This window comes from Streptomyces sp. NPDC046887 (assembly GCF_040644755.1).
GTDB classification, from domain to species: Bacteria; Actinomycetota; Actinomycetes; order Streptomycetales; family Streptomycetaceae; genus Streptomyces; species Streptomyces lichenis.
Genome location: NZ_JBEYXH010000031.1, coordinates 26,406 through 46,522, shown reverse-complemented (window position 1 = coordinate 46,522; position 20,117 = coordinate 26,406). Strand labels below are relative to the sequence as shown.

Below are 20,117 nucleotides of genomic sequence, written 5' to 3'. Positions count from 1 at the left end.
CTGATCGGCGTCACGCCCTCGGCGACGAGGGCCGCCGGCAGCACCCGCCGGGACCCAATCGTTTCCGGGCCGTATGGGCACCACCACGGCCCCGCTACAAGGAGTTAACACGTGGCACGCGTCAAGCGGGCAGTCAACGCCCACAAGAAGCGCCGGGCGATCCTGGAGCAGGCCAGCGGCTACCGCGGCCAGCGCTCCCGCCTCTACCGCAAGGCCAAGGAGCAGGTCACCCACTCGCTGGTCTACAACTACAACGACCGGAAGAAGCGCAAGGGCGACTTCCGTCAGCTGTGGATCCAGCGCATCAACGCCGCGGCCCGCGCCAACGGCATCACCTACAACCGCTTCATCCAGGGTCTGAAGGCCGCCAACATCGAGGTGGACCGCAAGATCCTGGCCGAGCTCGCGGTCAACGACGCCGGCGCGTTCGCCGCGCTCGTCGAGGTGGCCCAGAAGGCGCTGCCGAGCGACGTCAACGCCCCGAAGGCCGCCGCCTGATCCACCGGCGTCCGCCGGCCGGCCCCGTGCCGGCCGGCTGATCCGCCAGGCGCGCACCTTCCGCGTACCCCGCCCGGACCCGCAGGCCCCGCGCCTGCGGGTCCGGTCTTTGCCCGGAGGCCTCCGCCACGGAATCCCTTACGGGAAGACGTCCGCCCCGCCCTAAGGCCCCGCCGCCCCGCCGCCGATCCACGAAGGAAGCCGCCGCCCGCCATGGCCACCCCCGAGCTGATCTCCCCCCGCTCCCCGCGCGTCACCGCCGCCCGCCGGCTCGCCAAGCGGACCTTCCGGAGCAAGGAGCGCCTGTTCATCGCCGAGGGCCCGCAGGCCGTCCGCGAGGCGGTCGCCCACCGGGGGCCGGGGGCCGGGGAGCCGACCCTGGTGGAGCTGTTCACCACCGTCGAGGCCGCCGAGCGGTACGCGGACATCGTCGCCGCCGCCCGGGCCGCCGGGGCCCGGGTGCACCACGCCTCCGCCGAGGTGCTGGCCGACGTCTCCCAGACCGTCACCCCGCAGGGGCTGCTCGGGGTGTGCCGCTTCCTGGACTCGCCGTTCGCCGAGGTGTTGGCCGCCCGCCCCCGGCTGGTCGCCGTCCTCGCCAACGTCCGCGACCCCGGCAACGCCGGCACCGTGCTGCGCTGCGCCGACGCGGCCGGAGCCGACGCGGTGGTGCTCACCGACGCCTCGGTGGACCTGTACAACCCCAAGGCGGTACGGGCCTCGGTGGGCTCCGTCTTCCACCTCCCGGTCGCCGTGGGCGTCCCCGTGGAGCAGGCCGTCGCCGGGCTGCGGGAGGCCGGGGTGCGGGTGCTGGCCGCCGACGGGGCCGGGGAGCGGGACCTGGACGCCGAGCTGGACGCCGGCACCATGGGCACCCCCACCGCCTGGGTCTTCGGCAACGAGGCCTGGGGGCTGCCCGAGGAGACCCGGGCGCTCGCCGACGCCGTGGTCCGCGTGCCCATCCACGGCCGCGCCGAGAGCCTGAACCTCGCCACCGCCGCCGCCGTGTGCCTCTACGGCTCCGCCCGTGCGCAGCGTGCTGCCGGAGGGTGCCGCTCCGTGACCTCCAGCTAGTAGGGTGACGGGCTCGGGGGCCAAGCGTCACACGACGGAGGGGTAGGGATTCGGCGATGACGCGCGCCACGAGCAGGCCCGAGACCGCCGCGGGCACTCCGGCGGCCTTACTGGGCGGCTGCGACCCGGACGACCTGCCGGACGGACTGGTCATCGCCGACGGGGACGGCCGGGTGGTCTGCTTCAACGACGCCGCCGCCCGGATCACCCGGACCCCCCGCGCCCAGGCGATCGGCGCCCCACTGGAGCGGGCGCTGCCGCTCCAGGACCTCAAGGGCCACCGCTGGTGGGCGCTGACCGACCCCTACGGCGGGCTCGCCATCCGCGGCGGGCAGCCCGAACGGAACCTGCTGCTGCCCGGCAGCAGGGAGGTGCTGGTCGCCGCCCGCTACGTCCGCGACCGGCCGCTCGGTCCGGTCGAACGGGTCGTGGTCACCCTGCGCGGCACCGAGGCCCGGCGCCGTACCGAACGCAGCCACGCCGAGCTGATCGCCACCGTCGCCCATGAGCTGCGCTCCCCGCTCACCTCGGTCAAGGGCTTCACCGCCACCCTGCTGGCCAAGTGGGAGCGGTTCACCGACGACCAGAAGCGGCTGATGCTCCAGACCGTGGACGCCGACGCCGGACGGATCACCCGGCTGATCGCCGAGCTGCTGGACATCTCCCGGATCGACTCCGGGCGCCTGGAGGTGCGGCGCCAGCCGGTGGACCTTGCCGCCGCGGTCGGCCGCCACATCCAGGCGCACCTCTCCTGCGGGGAGCCGCCGGACCGTTTCGTCGCCCGGGTGCGCCGCCCGCTGCCCGAGCTGTGGGCCGACCCCGACAAGATCGACCAGGTCCTGGGCAACCTGCTGGAAAACGCGGTGCGCCACGGCGAGGGAACCGTCACCATCGAGGTGGCGCCCGCGGACGCGGGCCCCGGCGGTGAGGGCGACCAGGAGAAGGGGACGGCGGTGACCGTGAGCGACGAGGGACCCGGCATCCCCGAGGAGTCGATGGCCCGGGTCTTCACCCGCTTCTGGCGCGGCAGCAAGCGCGGCGGTACCGGGCTCGGCCTCTATATCGTCAAGGGCATCGTGGAGGCCCACGGCGGCACCATCACCGTCGGCCGGGCGCCCTCCGGCGGCGCCCAGTTCCGATTCACCCTGCCCGTGGGCACCCCGGCCGGCCTGCTCTAGCAGCCCCGCCGCCCGGCCCACGGGCGCCTCCACCCCGGCGCGGCACCATTCCGGCGTACAGGACCCGCGGACCGCAGGGCCGCCCCGGCAGCCCCGCTCACGGGCGCCCGCCGGGCCCGCCCCGTACCCCCGCTAGACTCGACCTTTGGCACATTCACGTCCTCGGTCGTCGAGCGGGGGCCCCAGCCACCCCATCGGAAGCACGGGAAGAGATGTCGGCACCCAACAAGTCGTACGACCCAGTCGAGGTCGAGGCACTGAAACCGGAACAGATCGAGCGCACGAAGGACGAGGCGCTCGCCGCCTTCGCCGCCGCCGCCGACCTGGACGAGCTCGCCTCCGCGAAGACCGCCCACACCGGCGGCACCTCGCCGCTGGCCCTCGCCAACCGGGAGATCGGCGCCCTGCCGCCCCAGGCCAAGGCGGAGGCCGGCAAGCGCGTCGGCCAGGCCCGCGGCCAGGTCAGCAAGGCGCTCGCCGCCCGCCAGGTGGAGCTGGAGGCGGAGCGGGACGCCCGCGTGCTGGTCGAGGAGGCCGTGGACGTCACGCTGCCCCACGACCGCGTCCCGGCCGGCGCCCGCCACCCGCTCACCACCTTCATGGAGCGCGTCGCGGACGTCTTCGTCTCCATGGGCTACGAGATCGCCGAGGGCCCCGAGGCCGAGGCCGAGTGGTTCAACTTCGACGCCCTGAACTTCGTACCGGACCACCCGGCCCGGCAGATGCAGGACACCTTCTTCGTCCAGGGCGCCTCTCCGGAAGGGAAGGCCACCACCGGCGACGAGTCGGGCATCGTGCTGCGCACCCACACCTCCCCGGTGCAGGCCCGCACCCTGATCGACCGCGAGCCGCCGGTCTACGTGGTCTGCCCCGGCCGGGTCTACCGGACCGACGAGCTGGACGCCACGCACACCCCGGTCTTCCACCAGATCGAGCTGCTCGCCGTGGACGAGGGCCTGACCATGGCCGACCTCAAGGGCACCCTGGACCATATGGTCCGCGCCCTGTTCGGGCCGGACATGAAGACCCGGCTGCGGCCCAACTACTTCCCCTTCACCGAGCCGTCCGCCGAGATGGACATGCTCTGCTACGTCTGCCGCGGCGCCTCCGTCGGCGACCCGGAGCGGCCCTGCCGCACCTGCGGCAGCGAGGGCTGGATCGAGCTGGGCGGCTGCGGCATGGTCAACCCCAACGTGCTGATCGCCTGCGGGGTCGACCCGGCGAGGTACAGCGGGTTCGCCTTCGGGTTCGGCATCGAGCGGATGCTGATGTTCCGCCACAACGTCGAGGACATGCGAGACATGGTCGAGGGTGACGTCCGGTTCACCCGGCCGTTCGGGATGGAGATCTGATGCGGGTCCCGCTTTCGTGGCTGCGGGAGTACGTCGACCTGCCGGCGACGGAGACCGGCCGCGACGTACAGGCCAAGCTGGTGTCGGCCGGCCTGGAGGTCGAGACCGTCGAGCGCCTCGGCGCCGGGCTGACCGGCCCGCTGGTGGTCGGCAAGGTGCTCACCGTCGAGGAGCTGACCGAGTTCAAGAAGCCGATCCGCTTCTGCACGGTCGACGTGGGCAGCGCCAACGGCACCGGTGAGCCGCAGGAGATCATCTGCGGCGCCCGGAACTTCGCCGAGGGCGACAAGGTCGTCGTCGCGCTGCCCGGCGCGGTGCTGCCCGGGGACTTCCGGATCGCCGAGCGCAAGACGTACGGGCGGATGTCCCGCGGCATGATCTGCTCCGGCGACGAGCTGGGTATGGGCGACGACGGCAGCCACGGCATCATCGTGCTGCCGCCGGAGCACGAGGTCGGCATCGACGCCACCGTGCTGCTGGAGCTGTACGACGAGGTCCTGGATATCGCCGTCACCCCCGACCGCGGCTACTGCCTCTCGCTGCGCGGGATCGCCCGGGAGGCCGCCATCGCCTACGGGCTGCCGCTGCGCGACCCGGCACTCCTGGACGTGCCCGGCCCCAACGCGTACGGCTACCCGGTCTCCGTCTCCGACCCGATCGGCTGCTCCCGCTTCACCGCGCGCACCGTGGTCGGGCTCGACCCCGAGGCCCGCTCCCCGATCTGGCTCCGGCGCCGGCTGCAGAAGGCCGGCATGCGGCCGATCTCGCTCGCCGTGGACGTCACCAACTACGTGATGCTGGAGCTGGGCCAGCCGCTGCACGCCTACGACCGCAGCCGGCTGGACGGACCCATCGCGGTGCGCCGCGCCGAGCCCGGCGAGAAGATCACCACCCTCGACGGCACCGTCCGGGTGCTGGACGCCGAGGACCTGCTGATCACCGACAACCGCGGCCCGATCGGGATCGCCGGGGTCATGGGCGGTGCCCACACCGAGATCGCCGACCCGGTCACCGATCCGGAGACCGGCCAGGTCAGCGGCACCACCGATGTGGTGATCGAGGCCGCCCACTTCGACGCCATCGCCATCGCCCGCACCGCCCGCCGGCACCGGCTGTCCTCCGAGGCGTCCCGGCGCTTCGAGCGCGGCGTGGACCCGGCGGCGGCCGCGGCCGCGGCGCAGCGCACCGTGGACCTGCTGGTGCTGCTCGCCGGCGGCACCGCCGAGGCCGGGGTGACCGAGGTGCTGGCGCCCTCCGCGCCGCACACCGTCGCCATGCCCGCCGACCACCCCGACCGGGTGGCCGGGATGGCCTACGGCCGGGAGACGGTGGTCCGCCGCCTCCAGGAGATCGGCTGCGATGTCTACGGGCAGGACGAGCTGGTCGTCACGGCGCCGTCCTGGCGCCCCGACCTGCGCGAGCCCAACGACCTCGCCGAGGAGGTCATCCGGCTGGAGGGGTACGAGAACCTGCCCTCCACCCTGCCGAAGCCCCCGGCCGGCCGCGGGCTCACCGCCCGCCAGCGGGCGCACCGCCGGGTCGGCCGCGCGCTGGCCGGCGCCGGGTACGTCGAGGCGCTGAACTACCCGTTCATCGGCGAGCAGGTGCTCGACCAGCTGGACCTCCCGGCCGGCGACCCCGCCCGCCGCACGGTGAAGCTGGTCAACCCGCTCTCCGACGAGGAGCCGGCGCTGCGCACCACGCTGCTGCCCGGCCTCCTCGCCGCGCTGCGCCGCAACGACGGCCGTGGCAGCCATGACCTGGCCCTCTTCGAAACCGGCCTGGTCTTCACGGCGGCCGAGGAGTCCGGCATCGCCGCCCGCCTCCCGGTCGACCGCCGCCCCACCGACGAGGAGATCGCCCGCGTCAACGCCGTGCTGCCGCGGCAGCCCCGGCACGCCGCGGTGGTCCTCGCCGGGGCGCGCGAGCAGGCCGGCTGGTGGGGCCAGGGCCGCCCGGCCGACTGGGCCGACGCGGTCGAGGCCGCCCGCACGGTGGCCCGCGAGGCCGGCGCCGAACTCCTGGTCCGCCAGGGCCAGTACGGCCCCTGGCACCCGGGCCGCTGCGCCGAGCTGGTGGTGGTCGTGGACGGCGAGGAGCGGGTGGCCGGCCACGCCGGCGAGCTGCACCCCCGGGTCGTGAAGGCCCTGCACCTGCCGGCCCGGACCAGCGCCATGGAGCTGGACCTCGACCTGGTCGAGGCCGCCTCCACCGGCCCCGTCCCGGCCCCCCGGATCTCCGCCTTCCCGGTGGCCACCCAGGACGTCGCCCTGGTGGTCGACACCGCGGTGCCCGCCGCCGAGGTGGAGCGGGCCCTGCGCGAAGGGGCGGGTGAACTCCTCGAATCCCTCCGCCTGTTCGACGTGTTCACCGGCGAGCAGATCGGCGCGGGCCGCAAGTCCCTCGCCTACGCGCTCCGCTTCCGCGCCGCCGACCGCACCCTCACCGTCGAGGAGGCCTCCGCCGCCCGCGACACCGCGGTAGCCCTGGCCGCCGAACGCACCGGCGCGGTCCTGCGGGGCGCCTGACCGGACGGGATGATCCGGTGAAACGCCCCGCCCCCGGCCGCTACGGCGCCGGGGGCGGGGCGTTGCGGTAGGGGCGGGGGTGTCGCCTGGCCGGACCGGTTGCACCGGCGCGTCGGCGTGCGCCCGTCCGTGCCGGTGCGTCGGTGCGCGGCGGTCGCCACAGCCGCGTTTCAGGCGCCCCTCGCGCGCCCCTCACTCTGCCCGCCCGGGACCCGCGCCCGAAGCCCGTTCACGACCGGCGGGCCGGGCGCCCGTCCCCGGTGGGCGCCGGGCCGTAGACCGCCCCGCCACGACCGGCGGCCTCCATCCCCCGGCGCGCGCTCGTCGGCCCCTCCTCGCGCCAGGCCGCGAGGGCTCCGGTCGCGACCGGCCGCCCGGGCCACGGCCGACGACCTCGCCCGGCCGTACAGCCCCCGTGCGTCCCCCCCCCCCCCGCACGCCACCGCCCCGCCCCGCCGATCACACCACGGGGCCGCATCCCTCACTCGTTCGAGTGGGAGGGCTGGTGGACGTGCCCCGGGGCCGTGGACGATCGGGGCAGTCGCCCCGACCACGGGTGACGGCCCGGAGAAGGGCGGTCCGTATGCTCCGTTCCAGACCTCTCAGCCCGCACGTAGTGCACCCGAACGGCCCATGGTCGCGGTGGCGCCGGTTCGGGCCGCTGCTGCCGCCGCTGCTGTGGGGCGCCGCCGCGGTGCTCTGGCAGCTGCTCTGCCCGCTGGCCCGGCTCGACGGGGCCGGCGCGCGGCTGGTCACCGGCGGGGTGTTCTGCGCGGTCGGCGTCTGCCTGGTCCTCGGCGCCCGGCGCGGGCTGCTGCGCGAGTTGCACCAGGTACGTGAGGTGGCCCGGGCCGCCCAGCAGGTGCTGCTGCGCCCGCTGCCGCCGCGGCTGGACGGGCTCGCGGTGGCCGCGGGCCAGCTCTCGGTCTCGCAGGAAGCCTCGGTCGGCGGCGACCTCTACGAGGCGGTCGCCACCCCGCACGGGGTGCGCTGCGTCATCGGGGATGTGCGCGGCCACGGCATCGGCGCGCTCGGCGCGGTCGCCGCCGTGCTGGGCAGCTTCCGGGAGGCGGCCCACGATGAGGGGGAACTGGCCGGCGTACTGCACCGGTTGGACCGGGCGCACGACCGTCATCTGAGGGAACGGGACGGCGCGGGCGGCCCGGCCGCCGAGGAGTTCGTCACCCTGCTGCTGCTGGAGATCCGCCCCGACGGCACGGTGCTGGTGGTCAGTTGCGGCCACCCCCTCCCGTACCGCCTCGGCCCCCGCGGCGCCGAGCGGCTGACCGCCGGTGAACCGCTGCCGCCGCTCGGGGTGTTCCCGCTGCCGGCCGAGCCGCCGGTGCACCGGGCCGGTGTCCTGGCGCCCGGCGAGGCGCTGGTCCTGCACACCGACGGGGCGGAGGACGCCCGGGACGCCGCCGGGCGCTTCTTCGGGCTGCGCCAGCTCCTCGACGAGAGCGCCCAGGCGGCGCCGGTGCCCCCGGCGGCCCTGATCCGGCGGGTGCACACGGCGCTGCTCCGCCACACCGGCGGACGGCTCGCCGACGACGTGGCGCTGCTGGTGGTACGGGACGACGGCCGCCCGCCGCACGGCCGCCCCGGCATCCTGCCGCAGCCCTGCCGGACCGGCTCGGCGCGGGAACTCCCGTACCCCTGAGGTCGTCTCGCACCCCGGCCGGGTGAGGAGCGGCCGGCCCCGTCCGCCCGCCGCGGAGTGTGGGCGGGTCAGGCGGGCGGACGGTGCACGAGGGCCGCCGCGTTCTACGAGGGGGAGCCGGCGACCCGGCCGCTCTGTGCGAGACGACCAGTCAACCGCCCCGCCCGCCGCGGCGGCAGTGCGCGCGCCGCCCGGAGGCGGGTACTCCGTTCACACCCCGTGCGAACGCCGCCGCACTACGCTGTCGCCATCGAGCGGCCCGCCCGACGGGCCGCCCCGCGGCGCCCTCCCCCGCCCGGAAGGGCACCCGATCCGTCGTCAGGCCCACCCAGGGCACGCGACCACGAGGGGCCACCATGCAGCCCAACACCCTGCTCGACGCCCTGCTGGACGAGGCGGGCATCTCGCACGCCGGCCTCGCCGCCCATGTCAACCAGGCCGGCCGCGCCCGGGGACTGGCCCTGCGCTACGAGCACACCGCCGTCGCCCGCTGGCTGAAGGGGCAGCGCCCGCGCGGCCAGGTCCCCGACCTGATCTGCGAAGTGCTCGGCACCCGGCTGCGCCGCCCCGTCGGCCTGGACGACATCGGCCTCGGCGTACCGGGCCAGGCGCCCGCCGCGCACGGCTCCCCGCTGTCCGGCTTCGTCGAGCGGGCCACCGCCCTGTGGCGCTCCGACGAGCAGCAGCGCCCGCACATACTGGGCGCCTCCGCCGTCACCGGCACCCCCGCGGTGATGCCGGTCTGGGAGTGGGAGAACCCACCGGAGGACACCGATGTCTCCCGCGCCGGACAGGACAGGGTCGGCCCCTCCGACATCGCACTGCTGCGCGCCGCCCGCGCCCACTACGAGCTGATGTACCGAAGATCCGGCGGGGTGGCCACCCGGGCCCGGATCGTCCGGTTCCTCAACACCGAGACCGCCCCGCTGCTGCGCGGCGGCTACACCGACGCCCTGGGCCGCCAACTGCACCGCGCCACCGGCGGACTGGTCGCGGTGGCCGGGATCTGCGCCTACGACTCCGACGCCCACGGCCTGGCCCAGCGCTACTTCCACCAGGCGCTGCGGCTGGCCAAGGCCAGCGGCGACCAGGGGCTCGGCGCCTATGTGATCGCCCTGCTGGTCAACCAGTCGCTGTTCCTGGGGGAGTTCCGGCAGGCGGTGGCCTTCGCCGAGGCCGCGCTGCGCACCGCGGGCCGGCAGATCACCCCCGCGCTCGCCGCCGATCTGCACGCCATGCAGGCCAAGGCGTACGCCCATCTCGGGGACGGCTCCGAGGCACTGGCCTGCATCCGGCGGGCCGAGGCGGAGGCCGAGCGCATCCGGCCCGGCCGGGAGCCGGACGAGACCGGCTATGTGCAGCCGGGGCTGGTCAACGTCCAGGTCGCCGAGGCGCTGCTGAGTCTGGGCGAGCTGCACGCCGCGCGGGAGCACGCCACCGCCGCCGTCGCCACCCCGGCGCACGACCGCGGCCGGGTGCACCGGCTCGCCATGCTCAGCCGGATCCAGCTGCGCCAGGGCGAGCCCGACCTGGCCGCGCGCACCGCCCGGGAGATGGCCGAACGGGCCCGGGGGATGGAGTCCCAGCGGCTGCGCGACCGGTTGCGCGAGGTGCGGGGCAAGCTGGCCGCCAGCGGCTGCCAGAACGCCGAGGAGGCCGCCGAGCTGATCGACGGGGCGCTGCGCGTGCCGCTGTGACGTCCCCCGTGCGACGTTCCGCCCCGGGCCGCGAACTGCTGCGATGTTGCCATCCCTTTGTCGGAAGGTGGCAGAAACATGCAGTGGACGAACCGATCCGAACAAACTGTGTATGAGAACCGCTGGTTCAAGGTCAATCTGGCGGATGTCGCCGTGCCCGGCGGACGCCGGCTGGACCACTATCTGATCCGGCTGCGCCCGGTGGCCGCGGCCACCGTCGTCAACCCGGCGAACGAGGTGCTGCTGCTCTGGCGGCACCGCTTCATCACCGGCAGCTGGGGCTGGGAACTGGCCGCCGGGGTCGTCGAGGACGGCGAGGACATCGAGACGGCCGCCGCCCGGGAGATGGAGGAGGAGACCGGCTGGCGCCCCGGCCCGCTGACCCATCTGCTCACCGTCGAGCCGTCCAACGGCCTGAGCGACGCCCGGCACCATCTGTACTGGGCGGAAGAGGCCGAGCACATCGGCGAACCCGAGGACGCCTTCGAGTCCGCACGGCGGGAGTGGGTGCCGCTGAAGCTGGTCCCGGACATGATCGCCCGGGGCGAGGTCCCGGCCGCCAACATGGCGGCCGGGCTGCTGATGCTGCACCATCTGCGGCTGGGCTGACCAAGCCGTTCACGCCCGTGGGCCGGGCCGGGCCGGTCAGCGGCCGACGGCCTGCCACACGGTCGCGGCGAGCGCCCCGGCCGCGCTCAACGCGGCCACGGCCGGCAGCGGCCAGCGGTTGTGCTCCAGTGCCGCGACACGGGCGGCCAGCTCGGCCAGCTCGCGGTCGGCCTGGCCGTCGCGGTGGGAGTGCAGGGCGAGCCGTCCGTCGATCCGGGCGAACCCGACGTCCAGGCAGCGGCGCAGTTCGGCGAGTTCCTCGGCGGCTAAGTGGTCGGGGTCGGTGGGGGTCATGTCTCTCGCTCCTCAAGGGGCTGACGGGTACCGGGCGGTAGCGAGTCAACCCCTCGGACGGAGACCGGGGGAGCGTGTGTGCGGCGCCTCTGCGCACACGCTCCGCACACCCCGTGCGAATTTCCGTGACGCGGAGTGACGGAGGCGGCACTCCCGCCCCGCCCAACTCAGTTGTACGGGTAGAACCCGGAGCCCGTCTTGCGGCCCAGCCGGCCCGCGTCCACCATCCGCTGGAGCAGCGGGGGAGCGGCGTACAGCGGCTCCTTGTACTCGGCGTACATCGAGTCCGCCACCGAGGCGACCGTGTCCAGCCCGATCAGATCGGCGAGCTTCAGCGGGCCCATCGGGTGGGCGCAGCCCAGCTCCATGCCGTTGTCGATGTCCTCGCGGCTGGCGATGCCCGACTCGAACATCCGGATCGCGGAGAGCAGATACGGGATCAGCAGTGCGTTGACCACGAAGCCGGACCGGTCCTGGGCGCGGATGGCGTGCTTGCCGAGCACCTTCTCCACCACACCCTGCGCGCGGCTGATGGTGCCCTCAGAGGTGGTGAGCGCCGGGATCAGCTCCACCAGCTGCTGCACCGGCGCCGGGTTGAAGAAGTGGATGCCGATCACCTGGTCGGGGCGGGAGGTGGCCACCGCCAGCTTCACCAGGGGGATGGAGGAGGTGTTGGAGGCGAGGATCGCGTCCTCGCGGGTGACCACCTGGTCCAGGACCTGGAAGATCTCGGTCTTGACCTGCTCGTTCTCCACGACCGCCTCGATGACCAGATCGCGGTCGGCGAACTCGCCGAGGTCGGTGGTGAAGGTCAGCCGGGCGAGGGTCGCGTCGCGCTCCTCCTCGGTGATCTTGCCGCGCTCGGCGGCCCGGTTCAGCGAGGTGTAGAGCCGGGTGCGGCCGTACTCCAGCGCCTCACCGGTGGTCTCGGCGACCTTGACCTCCAGCCCGCTGCGGGCGCACACCTCCGCGATGCCCGCGCCCATCTGGCCGCAGCCCACCACTCCGACGCGTTCGATGTCGGTCACATCGTGCCTTTCGCTTCAGTCCTCCTGCGGCAGGTCCCCCGTGTGCTTCCGGCGCCCGCCTCGACGCCACGACGTTACTCCGTACGCGCGGATGACGGGCGGGCCGGGGCGGGCATGCTCCGGTGGGGCGGCCATGCTCGGCCAGGACGACCCGGAAGTGAGCGGAAGCGAGGGGCGAGGCGATGCGGCGGACCAGAGGGACCACGGCACCCGGCGGAACGGCGGACGCGGCGGCCGGTGAGGCGGTCGGCGGGATGGCGGACGGGCCGAACGACAGGGCGGCGGCCGGGCCGATCGGCCGGAGGGGGCTGGCGGCGGCCACCGCGGCCCTGGTGGCGGCCATGATGGCCACCGGCGGCGCGGGCGCGGCGCCCCGGCGCGGCGGCGGCCGGGACCAGGCGCAGCCGCCCGCGCCGGAGGGGCAGCCCGGGGGCGGCGGCACCGGCCGGACCTCCACCGGCTTTCGCGGGATGTGGCTGGCGACCGTCACCAACCGGGACTGGCCCTCCCGCACCGGGCTCACCGCCGCCCAGCAGCAGAGCGAGCTGCTGGCGCTGCTCGACGCGGCGGTACGGCGCCGGCTGACCGCGGTGGTCTTCCAGGTGCGGCCCACCGCCGACGCGCTCTGGCCCTCCCCGTACGAGCCGTGGGCCCAGTGCCTGACCGGCACCCAGGGCAAGGACCCCGGCTGGGACCCGCTGGGCACCGCCGTGGCCGAGGCGCACGCGCGCGGACTGGAACTGCACGCCTGGTTCAACCCCTACCGGGTGGCCACCCACACCGACCGCACCCGGCTGACCGCCGACCACCCGGCCCGGCGCAACCCCTCCTGGGCGCTGCCCTACGGCGGCAAGCTCTACTACAACCCGGGGCTGCCGGAGGTGCGGCGCTTCGTGGTGGACGCCATGCTCGACGCGGTCGCCCGCTACGAGGTGGACGGGGTCCACTTCGACGACTACTTCTACCCCTACCCGGTCGCCGGGCAGACCTTCGCCGACGACGCCGCCTACCAGGAGTACGGCGACGGCTTCCCGGACAAGGCGGCCTGGCGGCGGAACAACATCGACCAGCTGGTACGGGAGACCGCGGAGCGGATCGCGGAGGTCCGGCCGGACGCCCGGTTCGGCGTCAGCCCCTTCGGGGTCTGGCGCAACGCCGCCACCGACCCGCTCGGCTCGGCCACCCGGGCCGGGGTGCAGACCTACGACGACCTGCACGCCGACACCCGTAAATGGGCCCGGGAGGGCTGGGTCGACTACATCGCGCCCCAGCTGTACTGGCACATCGGCAACGCCGCCGCCGACTACCGGACCCTGCTGAGCTGGTGGGACGAGGTGGTACGGGACTCCGGTACGGACCTGTACGCGGGGGAGGCGCTCTACAAGTGCGGCGACCCGGCCCAGCCCGCCGCCTGGCAGGACCCGGCCGAGCTGTCCCGCCACCTCACCCTGGCCGCCGACCACCCGGGTGTGGGCGGGCACGTCTTCTTCGCGGCCAAGGAGGTGGTGGCCGACAAGTCCGGGGCGATGGCACGGGTGGTCGCCGACCACTACCCCGCCCTTTGACCCTCCCGGTCAGGTCATCGCGCCGGGCCCGCTGCCCAGGGTGCCGCCGGGCTCGCCGCCGAGTCCGGCGGGCCGCTCATGGTGCCGTACGACGCTGTCCGGGCCCGGGGACATCAGGGCCTCATGGCCGTCGTCGCGGAAGCGCACCCGGTACGGCGGCTCACCGTCGTGCCCGAGCACCTCGATCACCTCGGCGGTGCGGTCGTGCTGCCCCACGGTCCTGCCGTGCACCAGCAGCGTGTCGCCCACGGTCGCGTGCATGGGGACCTCCTCATGGCGATAGTGATTGATCCCCCTATGGCGTACTTCGTCCGTATCGCGAGTGTACGTCCGCAGGCCCGGGCCGCTCACCCGTACGGGCGCTTGCGCCCGCCCGCCGCCCCTCGGCAACTTCCGGCACACCCCGTGACAACCCCCGCCCGCCGCTGCCAGAGTCCGATCATGGACCAGGCGAGCGGGCGGACGGGCGGCGGACGGCCGGGAGACGAGGGCGGGGGCGGCACCGGCCCGGCGTACGAGATCTCCACCGACCCCGCCCGGCTGGACCGGGCCCGTATCCACCACTGGCTGTCCACCGATGCCTACTGGGCCCTCGGCCGCAGCCGCGCCCACCAGGACCGGGCCATCGACGGCTCGCTCAACTTCGGGGTGTACGAGATGGGTTCGGGCGCGCTCATCGGCTACGCCCGGGTGGTCACCGACCAGGCCACCTTCGCCTGGCTGTGCGATGTCTACGTGGACCGGGCGGCGCGCGGCCGGGGGATCGGCGACGCCCTGGTGACCGCCGTACGCGAGCGGCTGACACCGTTCGGGCTCAAGCGGATCATGCTGGCGACCGCCGACGCGCACGGGCTCTACGCCCGGCACGGCTTCACCGCCCCGCCCGACGGCGAGTTCATGCAGCTGCCCCTCGGCTGAACCGCCCGCCCGCCCGCCCGCCGGCCCCGCCCCCGGCACCGGCTAGCCTTGAGTCCACGATGAACGACCGTCTGACCACGCCCTGGGGCGAGTACCGGCTCACCCGCTTCCCCGAAGACCCGCGCGAGCGGCTGCGCGCCTGGGACGCCGCCGACGAGTATCTGCTGCGGCACCTGGCCGACCCCGAGACCGCCGTACCCTCCGGCCCGGTGGCGGTGGTCGGCGACCGCTGGGGCGCGCTCACCACCGCCCTCGCCGCCCGCCACCCCGGGCGCCCCCTGGTCCAGATCGCCGACTCCCACCTCGGTCAGCGGGCGACCCGCGCCAACCTCACCGCCGCCGGGACGGCCCCCGCGGACGTACAGCTGCTGACCACCCGGGACACGCCGCCCGAGCGGGTCGACGTCCTGCTGGTACGGGTGCCCAAGAGCCTCGCCCTGCTGGAGGACCAGCTGCACCGGCTGGCGCCCGCCGTCCACGAGGGCACGCTCGTGATCGGCACCGGCATGGTCAAGGAGGTCCACACCTCCACCCTCCGGCTCTTCGAGGGGATCATCGGCCCGACCCGCACCTCGCTCGCCGTGCGCAAGGCGCGGCTGATCCTCGCCACCCCCGACCCCGCCCTGCCCCGCACCCCGAGCCCCTGGCCGTACCGGTACGAGCTGCCCGCCGACGCCGCCCGGGTCGCCGGGCGCCCGGTGGTCAACCACGCGGGGGTCTTCTGCGCCGACCGCCTGGACCTCGGCACCCGGTTCTTCCTCCGCCATCTGCCCGAGGGGCTCGACGGACGCCGGGTGGTCGACCTGGGCTGCGGGAACGGGGTGGTCGGCCTGGCCGTCGCGGTCACCGACCCGGGAGCGGAACTGGTCCTCACCGACGAGTCGTACCAGGCGGTCGCCTCCGCCGAGGAGACCTTCCGGGCCAACCCCAAAACCGCCGCCACCCAGGCCGAGTTCCGCACCGGCGACGGACTGGCGGACTTCGCCCCCGAGTCGGTGGACGTGGTGCTCTGCAACCCGCCGTTCCACAGCCACCAGGCGACCAGCGACCTGACCGCCCGGCGGATGTTCACCGGCGCCCGGCGGGCCCTGCGCCGAGGGGGCGAACTGCGGGTCGTCGCCAACCGCCACCTCGGCCACCATGTCACCCTGCGCCGGGTGTTCGGCAACTGCGAGACCGTGGCGGGCGACCCGAAGTTCGCCGTGCTGCGCTCGGTCAGGACCTGACCGCCACGGCGGGCGCACGGCCGGTGAGCCCCAGCCGGCCGGTGCGCCGCCGGTAGTAGTGCACGGTGACCGCGGTGAGCAGCGGCCCCCACAGCACCAGCGGCGCATAGGCGACCTGGAACAGCCAGTTGCCCCAGTCGGGGCCGTCCATCCGGGCGCCGCTCAGATAGGTGCCGACCGCCAGCACGGCGTACGTGTTGGTGGCCAGCGCCCCGAACCCGGCCATCCCCACGGCCACCCGCACCGGGACCGGCCGCCCGGCCAGCCACGGCATCCAGGACGGCCACACCTCCCCCCAGGACCGGACCAGCCCCAGGGTGAGGTAGGAGAGCAGCTCGGCGACAACGGTGAGGACGATCAGATAGAGCGACCCCCAGCCGGGCGCGCCCATGTTGTCGTACTCGGACTGGTCCAGCCCCACGGGGATCCCCACGGCGATGGCGATCCGCCACAGCCCGGACGGCACGGTGGTCAGCGCTGCGGTCGCGGCGGCGATCCGGGCCCAGCGGGGGACGAGCGGCAGATGCGGTGTCTTCGGCATGGCCCCAGCCTGGCCGGGCGGCCCACCGTAGGACATCAACTCACGGTCGTGTCCGGCTCGTTCGGGCGGCCGAGCGCGTACTACGCCTGACGGCTGAAGGTGGTGCGGCCTCCGGTGCCACCACCGGCTGACGGTCATCCGGTGGCCGGCGGCACCCTGGTCAGTCACCCGGGCGGCCCGTCCTCGCCGCCCTCCCCGGTGGCAGTGAGCAGCGCGCCGACGGCCGTGCGGACGTCCTCGTCCTCGGTGAACCCCCGCCAGCCGCCCCCGCTGCGCAGCCGCCGGTCGTCGCCCGGCACCCCGCGCAGCAGCCGGGCCGCCGGACCGGCCGCCCGGCCCATCCGGGCCAGATACCGCACCGTCGGAAGCATGACCGGCCGATGGACCCCCTCGGCCAGCGGCCGCACCACCTCCGCCAGGACCGGGACGGCGGTCGTGCCGTCCCCCGTCGCCACCCACAGGGCCTACGCCGCCTCGACGCGGACCCAGTGTTCGCGGTCCGAGGTCAGCGCACGGAGCCGGTCCGCGTACGGGGCAGCCGCCGGTCCCAGCCCGGCCAGCGCGCGCACCAGGGGAAGCCCGAGGGCCCCGTTCCCCCCGGCCGCGCGGGCGCTGCTCCCGCTCGTCCGGGAGCGGCTCTCGGCTCCGGCCCGTGCGGCCCGGGCGGCCGCGGCGGCCGCGATCTGGCGGGTCACCGGTGACACCCGCACCACCGCCCCGGTCGTCGCGGACCAGCTGGCCCGCCACCACCTCCCGTACGGACCGCATCCCGCCGGCCTGCGCACCCTGCTGGCGATGCGGCTGCTCCCCCCCCCGGCGGCCCGCCCGGCGGTGCGGGACCTCGCCCACTCCCCGCGCCGCGTCCTCACCGCCCCCTCCTGCGACGGCACCCCGCACCCGACCTGGCCCCACGGATCCTGGCCCGCCGGCTGCTCTCCCTCGACCGGGGCTGAGCCCCGTACGCGCCCCCGGCGGCCGGAAAGATCCACCTCGGCGGAAGCCCCGACGTACGGTACACATGGCCGAATGCAGGCCCGGTCGGGCGGGTGGAGCCGACGCGGACGGCACCGGGCCGCGGGGCCTTCCCGCCCGCCCCGTACGCACATCACAGACGCCACACCCACGTACAGACACCTATGGAGACACGATGAGCAAGGCCACGGGGAAGCCGACGGCGCACACCGGGTCGCCCGAGCCGCACGCCGCCGACAGCCATGATCTGATCCGCGTCCAGGGCGCGCGGGAGAACAACCTCAAGGACGTCAGCGTGGAGCTGCCGAAGCGGCGGCTGACGGTGTTCACCGGCGTGTCCGGCTCGGGCAAGAGCTCCCTGGTGTTCGGCACCATCGCGGCCGAGTCGCAGCGGCTGATCAACGAGACCTACAGCGCCTTCGTCCAGGGCTTCATGCCGGCGCTGGCGCGGCCCGAGGTCGATGTGCTGGAGGGGCTGACCACGGCGATCATCGTGGACCAGGAGCGGATGGGCGCCAACTCGCGCTCCACCGTCGGTACCGCCACCGACGCCAACGCGATGCTGCGGATCGTTTTCAGCCGACTCGGTGAGCCCAGCGCCGGACCGGCCTTCCACTACAGCTTCAACCAGCCCGCCGGGGCCTGTCCGCGCTGCGAGGGCATGGGCAGCGTCACCGACATCGACCTGACCCAGCTCTACGACGCGTCCAAGTCGCTCGCCGGGGGCGCCATCACCATCCCCGGCTACACCCCGGACGGCTGGCTGGTGCGGGTCTTCGCCTCCTCGGGCTTCCTCGATCCGGACAAGCCGATCCGCGACTACACCGAGACCGAGCTGCACGACTTCCTTCACCACGAGCAGACCAAGGTGAAGATCGACAACATGAGCCTGACCTACGAGGGGCTGGTCCCGAAGGTCCAGAAGTCCTTCCTCTCCAAGGACCGGGACGCGTTGCAGCCGCACATCCGGGCCTTTGTCGACCGGGCGGTCACCTTCACCGCCTGCCCCGACTGCGGCGGCAGCCGGCTGAACGAGGCGGCCCGCGCCTCCACGGTCGGCGGCGTCAACATCGCCGACGCCTGCGCGATGCAGATCAGCGACCTGGCCGCATGGGTGCGCGGGCTGCGCGACCCCTCGGTGGCCCCGCTGCTCGCCACGCTCCAGCAGACCCTGGACTCGTTCGTGGAGATCGGGCTCGGCTACCTCTCGCTCGACCGGCCCTCCGGCACCCTGTCGGGCGGTGAGGCGCAGCGCACCAAGATGATCCGCCACCTCGGCTCCTCGCTCACCGACGCCACCTATGTCTTCGACGAGCCGACCACGGGGCTGCATCCGCACGACATCCAGCGGATGAACCAGCTGCTGCTGCGGCTGCGGGACAAGGGGAACACGGTGCTCGTCGTGGAGCACAAGCCGGAGGCGATCGCGATCGCCGACCATGTGGTGGACCTGGGCCCGGGCGCCGGTGCGGCCGGCGGCTCGGTCTGCTTCGAGGGCACCGTGGAGGGCCTGCGGGCCTCCGGCACCCTCACCGGCCGCCACCTGGACGACCGGGCCGCCCTCAAGGGCAGTGTGCGCAAGCCCACCGGTGCGCTGGAGATCCGCGGCGCGCACGCGCACAACCTGCGGGACGTGGACGTCGACATCCCGCTCGGTGTGCTCACCGTGGTCACCGGGGTCGCCGGCTCCGGCAAGAGCTCGCTGGTGCACCAGTCGATCCCGGGCCGGGAGGGCGTGGTCTCGATCGACCAGGGCGCGATCCGCGGCTCCCGGCGCAGCAACCCCGCCACCTACACCGGGCTGCTCGACCCGATCCGCAAGGCGTTCGCGAAGGCGAACGGAGTGAAGCCGGCCCTGTTCAGTGCCAACTCCGAGGGCGCCTGCCCCCACTGCAAGGGCAACGGGGTCATCTACACCGACCTGGCGATGATGGCGGGGGTGGCCACCATCTGCGAGGAGTGCGAGGGCAAGCGGTTCCAGGCCTCGGTGCTCGACCACCACCTCGGCGGCCGGGACATCAGCGAGGTGCTGGCGATGTCGGTGGCGGAGGCCGAGGAGTTCTTCAAGGCCGGCGAGGCCCGGGTGCCGGCCGCGCACGCCATCCTGCGCCGGCTCGCCGACGTGGGGCTGGGTTATCTGAGCCTGGGGCAGCCGCTCACCACCCTCTCCGGCGGCGAGCGGCAGCGGCTCAAGCTGGCCACCCACATGGCCGAGAAGGGCGGCGTCTATGTGCTCGACGAGCCGACCACCGGCCTCCACCTCGCCGATGTCGAGCAGCTGCTCGGCCTGCTCGACCGGCTGGTGGACTCGGGGAAGTCGGTCATCGTCATCGAGCACCACCAGGCGGTGATGGCGCACGCCGACTGGATCATCGACCTGGGCCCCGGGGCCGGCCACGACGGCGGCCGGATCGTCTTCGAGGGCACCCCCGCCGACCTGGTCGCCGCCCGCTCCACCCTCACCGGCGAGCACTTGGCGGAGTACATCGGCGCCTGACCGCCGGCGCCTCGGCCCCGGGACCGCCGGGAGGCGGATGGTCGTCGGCGCCTGCCCGCCCGGCGGTCTCAAGCGGCGGCCGGGGCCGACCGGCGGGTGCCCCGGCCCGCGCGCCGCGCAGGTCCCGCACCGGCACCGGGTCCGGGCACGCGGGCTAGCGCTGGGTCCACCATGTTCCCGCTATCCCGCCGGCGGTGGTGATGAGCGAGATGAGCCATACGGGTACCCGCTGAACAGTCACGTGCACCCCGCCGAAGCGGAGTTCGAACGCGGGGCTGGTCCTGTCGGTACGCATGGGTCCCCCTGCCGCTATGGATCGACTCGCCTCACGTCAAGGCGAGTCGCTGCCCCGCAAGCGTCACTGATCGGCGCGGTTCCCGCCAGCAAGGCAGGGCGTCCTTCGTGAGGCGGTCCCGCGGCCCGCCGGAGAGTGGCGGTAGGCGATGAGCCCGCGCCCCCCGCCGAGTCGGTACTGGTGTC

General features: G+C 74.4%; 18 protein-coding genes. 12 read left to right on the top strand and 6 right to left on the bottom strand.

The features are described from left to right. The first annotated feature begins 111 nt into the window (after window positions 1-111). The 8 genes from rplT (at window position 112) to ABZ945_RS24450 (ending at window position 10,596) form a co-directional block, all read left to right on the top strand. A complete protein-coding gene (gene rplT, locus ABZ945_RS24485; protein ID WP_248637081.1) occupies window positions 112-498 on the top strand; it encodes a 50S ribosomal protein L20 in 387 nt (128 codons plus the stop codon). Window positions 499-711: 213 nt separating this feature from the next. After that, window positions 712-1,572 carry an RNA methyltransferase gene (locus ABZ945_RS24480; protein ID WP_361273268.1) on the top strand — a complete coding sequence of 287 codons (861 nt, stop codon included), beginning with the start codon at window positions 712-714 and terminating at the stop codon, window positions 1,570-1,572. 56 nt (window positions 1,573-1,628) lie between these two features. Next, window positions 1,629-2,750, top strand: coding sequence for an ATP-binding protein (locus ABZ945_RS24475; RefSeq protein ID WP_361273265.1), 1,122 nt, complete (start codon window positions 1,629-1,631; stop codon window positions 2,748-2,750). 212 nt (window positions 2,751-2,962) lie between these two features. Beyond that, window positions 2,963-4,102 (top strand): phenylalanine--tRNA ligase subunit alpha, encoded by a 1,140-nt coding sequence (gene pheS / locus ABZ945_RS24470; protein WP_361273263.1) that lies wholly within the window; start codon window positions 2,963-2,965, stop codon window positions 4,100-4,102. Then, window positions 4,102-6,630, top strand: coding sequence for a phenylalanine--tRNA ligase subunit beta (gene pheT, locus ABZ945_RS24465; protein ID WP_361273261.1), 2,529 nt, complete (start codon window positions 4,102-4,104; stop codon window positions 6,628-6,630). Before pheS ends, pheT begins: the two co-directional genes overlap by 1 nt. A gap of 616 nt (window positions 6,631-7,246) precedes the next feature. Further along, window positions 7,247-8,290: a PP2C family protein-serine/threonine phosphatase gene (locus tag ABZ945_RS24460; RefSeq protein WP_361273258.1), complete on the top strand. Its 1,044-nt coding sequence runs from the start codon at window positions 7,247-7,249 to the stop codon at window positions 8,288-8,290. Between the two features lie 356 nt (window positions 8,291-8,646). Then, on the top strand, window positions 8,647-9,987 hold the full coding sequence (locus ABZ945_RS24455; RefSeq protein ID WP_361273256.1) for a transcriptional regulator: 1,341 nt from the start codon (window positions 8,647-8,649) through the stop codon (window positions 9,985-9,987). A gap of 78 nt (window positions 9,988-10,065) precedes the next feature. After that, complete coding sequence (locus ABZ945_RS24450) at window positions 10,066-10,596, top strand: NUDIX hydrolase (RefSeq protein ID WP_248637091.1); 531 nt, start codon at window positions 10,066-10,068, stop codon at window positions 10,594-10,596. A gap of 36 nt (window positions 10,597-10,632) precedes the next feature. Here ABZ945_RS24450 and ABZ945_RS24445 read toward each other — a convergent pair whose 3' ends face one another. Together ABZ945_RS24445 and ABZ945_RS24440 are read right to left on the bottom strand one after the other, a co-directional pair. Then, complete coding sequence (locus tag ABZ945_RS24445; RefSeq protein WP_361273253.1) at window positions 10,633-10,890, bottom strand: hypothetical protein; 258 nt, start codon at window positions 10,888-10,890, stop codon at window positions 10,633-10,635. Window positions 10,891-11,057: 167 nt separating this feature from the next. Continuing rightward, on the bottom strand, window positions 11,058-11,918 hold the full coding sequence (locus tag ABZ945_RS24440; RefSeq protein ID WP_361273250.1) for a 3-hydroxybutyryl-CoA dehydrogenase: 861 nt from the start codon (window positions 11,916-11,918) through the stop codon (window positions 11,058-11,060). 341 nt (window positions 11,919-12,259) lie between these two features. On the opposite strand from ABZ945_RS24440, the gene ABZ945_RS24435 reads away from it, so the two are divergent. Continuing rightward, entirely contained in the window at window positions 12,260-13,483 is a 1,224-nt protein-coding gene (locus ABZ945_RS24435; RefSeq protein ID WP_361273341.1) for a family 10 glycosylhydrolase, read from the top strand. Window positions 13,484-13,492: 9 nt separating this feature from the next. Here ABZ945_RS24435 and ABZ945_RS24430 read toward each other — a convergent pair whose 3' ends face one another. After that, window positions 13,493-13,744: a DUF1918 domain-containing protein gene (locus ABZ945_RS24430; protein WP_361273247.1), complete on the bottom strand. Its 252-nt coding sequence runs from the start codon at window positions 13,742-13,744 to the stop codon at window positions 13,493-13,495. 180 nt (window positions 13,745-13,924) lie between these two features. Between ABZ945_RS24430 and ABZ945_RS24425 the strand changes: the two genes are divergently transcribed. Together ABZ945_RS24425 and ABZ945_RS24420 are read left to right on the top strand one after the other, a co-directional pair. Further along, window positions 13,925-14,401 carry a GNAT family N-acetyltransferase gene (locus tag ABZ945_RS24425; RefSeq protein WP_361273245.1) on the top strand — a complete coding sequence of 159 codons (477 nt, stop codon included), beginning with the start codon at window positions 13,925-13,927 and terminating at the stop codon, window positions 14,399-14,401. A gap of 59 nt (window positions 14,402-14,460) precedes the next feature. Beyond that, window positions 14,461-15,627, top strand: coding sequence for a methyltransferase (locus ABZ945_RS24420; protein WP_361273243.1), 1,167 nt, complete (start codon window positions 14,461-14,463; stop codon window positions 15,625-15,627). Here the strand turns inward: ABZ945_RS24420 and ABZ945_RS24415 are convergent. From ABZ945_RS24415 to ABZ945_RS24405, 3 genes are all read right to left on the bottom strand, one after another. Next, on the bottom strand, window positions 15,617-16,168 hold the full coding sequence (locus ABZ945_RS24415; protein WP_361273241.1) for a hypothetical protein: 552 nt from the start codon (window positions 16,166-16,168) through the stop codon (window positions 15,617-15,619). The two genes, ABZ945_RS24420 and ABZ945_RS24415, sit on opposite strands and share 11 nt — an antisense overlap. Window positions 16,169-16,332: 164 nt before the next feature. Beyond that, a complete protein-coding gene (locus ABZ945_RS24410) occupies window positions 16,333-16,623 on the bottom strand; it encodes a hypothetical protein (RefSeq protein ID WP_361273238.1) in 291 nt (96 codons plus the stop codon). 9 nt (window positions 16,624-16,632) lie between these two features. Next, window positions 16,633-16,863, bottom strand: coding sequence for a hypothetical protein (locus ABZ945_RS24405; protein WP_361273236.1), 231 nt, complete (start codon window positions 16,861-16,863; stop codon window positions 16,633-16,635). A 452-nt stretch (window positions 16,864-17,315) separates the two neighbouring features. Between ABZ945_RS24405 and ABZ945_RS24400 the strand changes: the two genes are divergently transcribed. Then, window positions 17,316-19,637, top strand: a complete 2,322-nt coding sequence (locus ABZ945_RS24400; RefSeq protein WP_361273233.1) for an excinuclease ABC subunit UvrA — start codon at window positions 17,316-17,318, stop codon at window positions 19,635-19,637. Window positions 19,638-20,117 lie beyond the last annotated feature (480 nt).

Bases quoted from the DNA above. Each gene is read 5' to 3' on its own strand.
- ABZ945_RS24480 (WP_361273268.1), top strand. From the start codon at position 712: ATGGCCACCCCCGAGCTGATCTCCCCCCGCTCCCCGCGCGTCACCGCC.
- ABZ945_RS24475 (WP_361273265.1), top strand. From the start codon at position 1,629: ATGACGCGCGCCACGAGCAGGCCCGAGACCGCCGCGGGCACTCCGGCG.
- pheS (WP_361273263.1), top strand. From the start codon at position 2,963: ATGTCGGCACCCAACAAGTCGTACGACCCAGTCGAGGTCGAGGCACTG.
- pheT (WP_361273261.1), top strand. From the start codon at position 4,102: ATGCGGGTCCCGCTTTCGTGGCTGCGGGAGTACGTCGACCTGCCGGCG.
- ABZ945_RS24455 (WP_361273256.1), top strand. From the start codon at position 8,647: ATGCAGCCCAACACCCTGCTCGACGCCCTGCTGGACGAGGCGGGCATC.
- ABZ945_RS24450 (WP_248637091.1), top strand. From the start codon at position 10,066: ATGCAGTGGACGAACCGATCCGAACAAACTGTGTATGAGAACCGCTGG.
- ABZ945_RS24445 (WP_361273253.1), bottom strand. From the start codon at position 10,890: ATGACCCCCACCGACCCCGACCACTTAGCCGCCGAGGAACTCGCCGAA.
- ABZ945_RS24435 (WP_361273341.1), top strand. From the start codon at position 12,260: ATGATGGCCACCGGCGGCGCGGGCGCGGCGCCCCGGCGCGGCGGCGGC.
- ABZ945_RS24430 (WP_361273247.1), bottom strand. From the start codon at position 13,744: ATGCACGCGACCGTGGGCGACACGCTGCTGGTGCACGGCAGGACCGTG.
- ABZ945_RS24425 (WP_361273245.1), top strand. From the start codon at position 13,925: ATGGACCAGGCGAGCGGGCGGACGGGCGGCGGACGGCCGGGAGACGAG.
- ABZ945_RS24420 (WP_361273243.1), top strand. From the start codon at position 14,461: ATGAACGACCGTCTGACCACGCCCTGGGGCGAGTACCGGCTCACCCGC.
- ABZ945_RS24415 (WP_361273241.1), bottom strand. From the start codon at position 16,168: ATGCCGAAGACACCGCATCTGCCGCTCGTCCCCCGCTGGGCCCGGATC.
- ABZ945_RS24400 (WP_361273233.1), top strand. From the start codon at position 17,316: ATGAGCAAGGCCACGGGGAAGCCGACGGCGCACACCGGGTCGCCCGAG.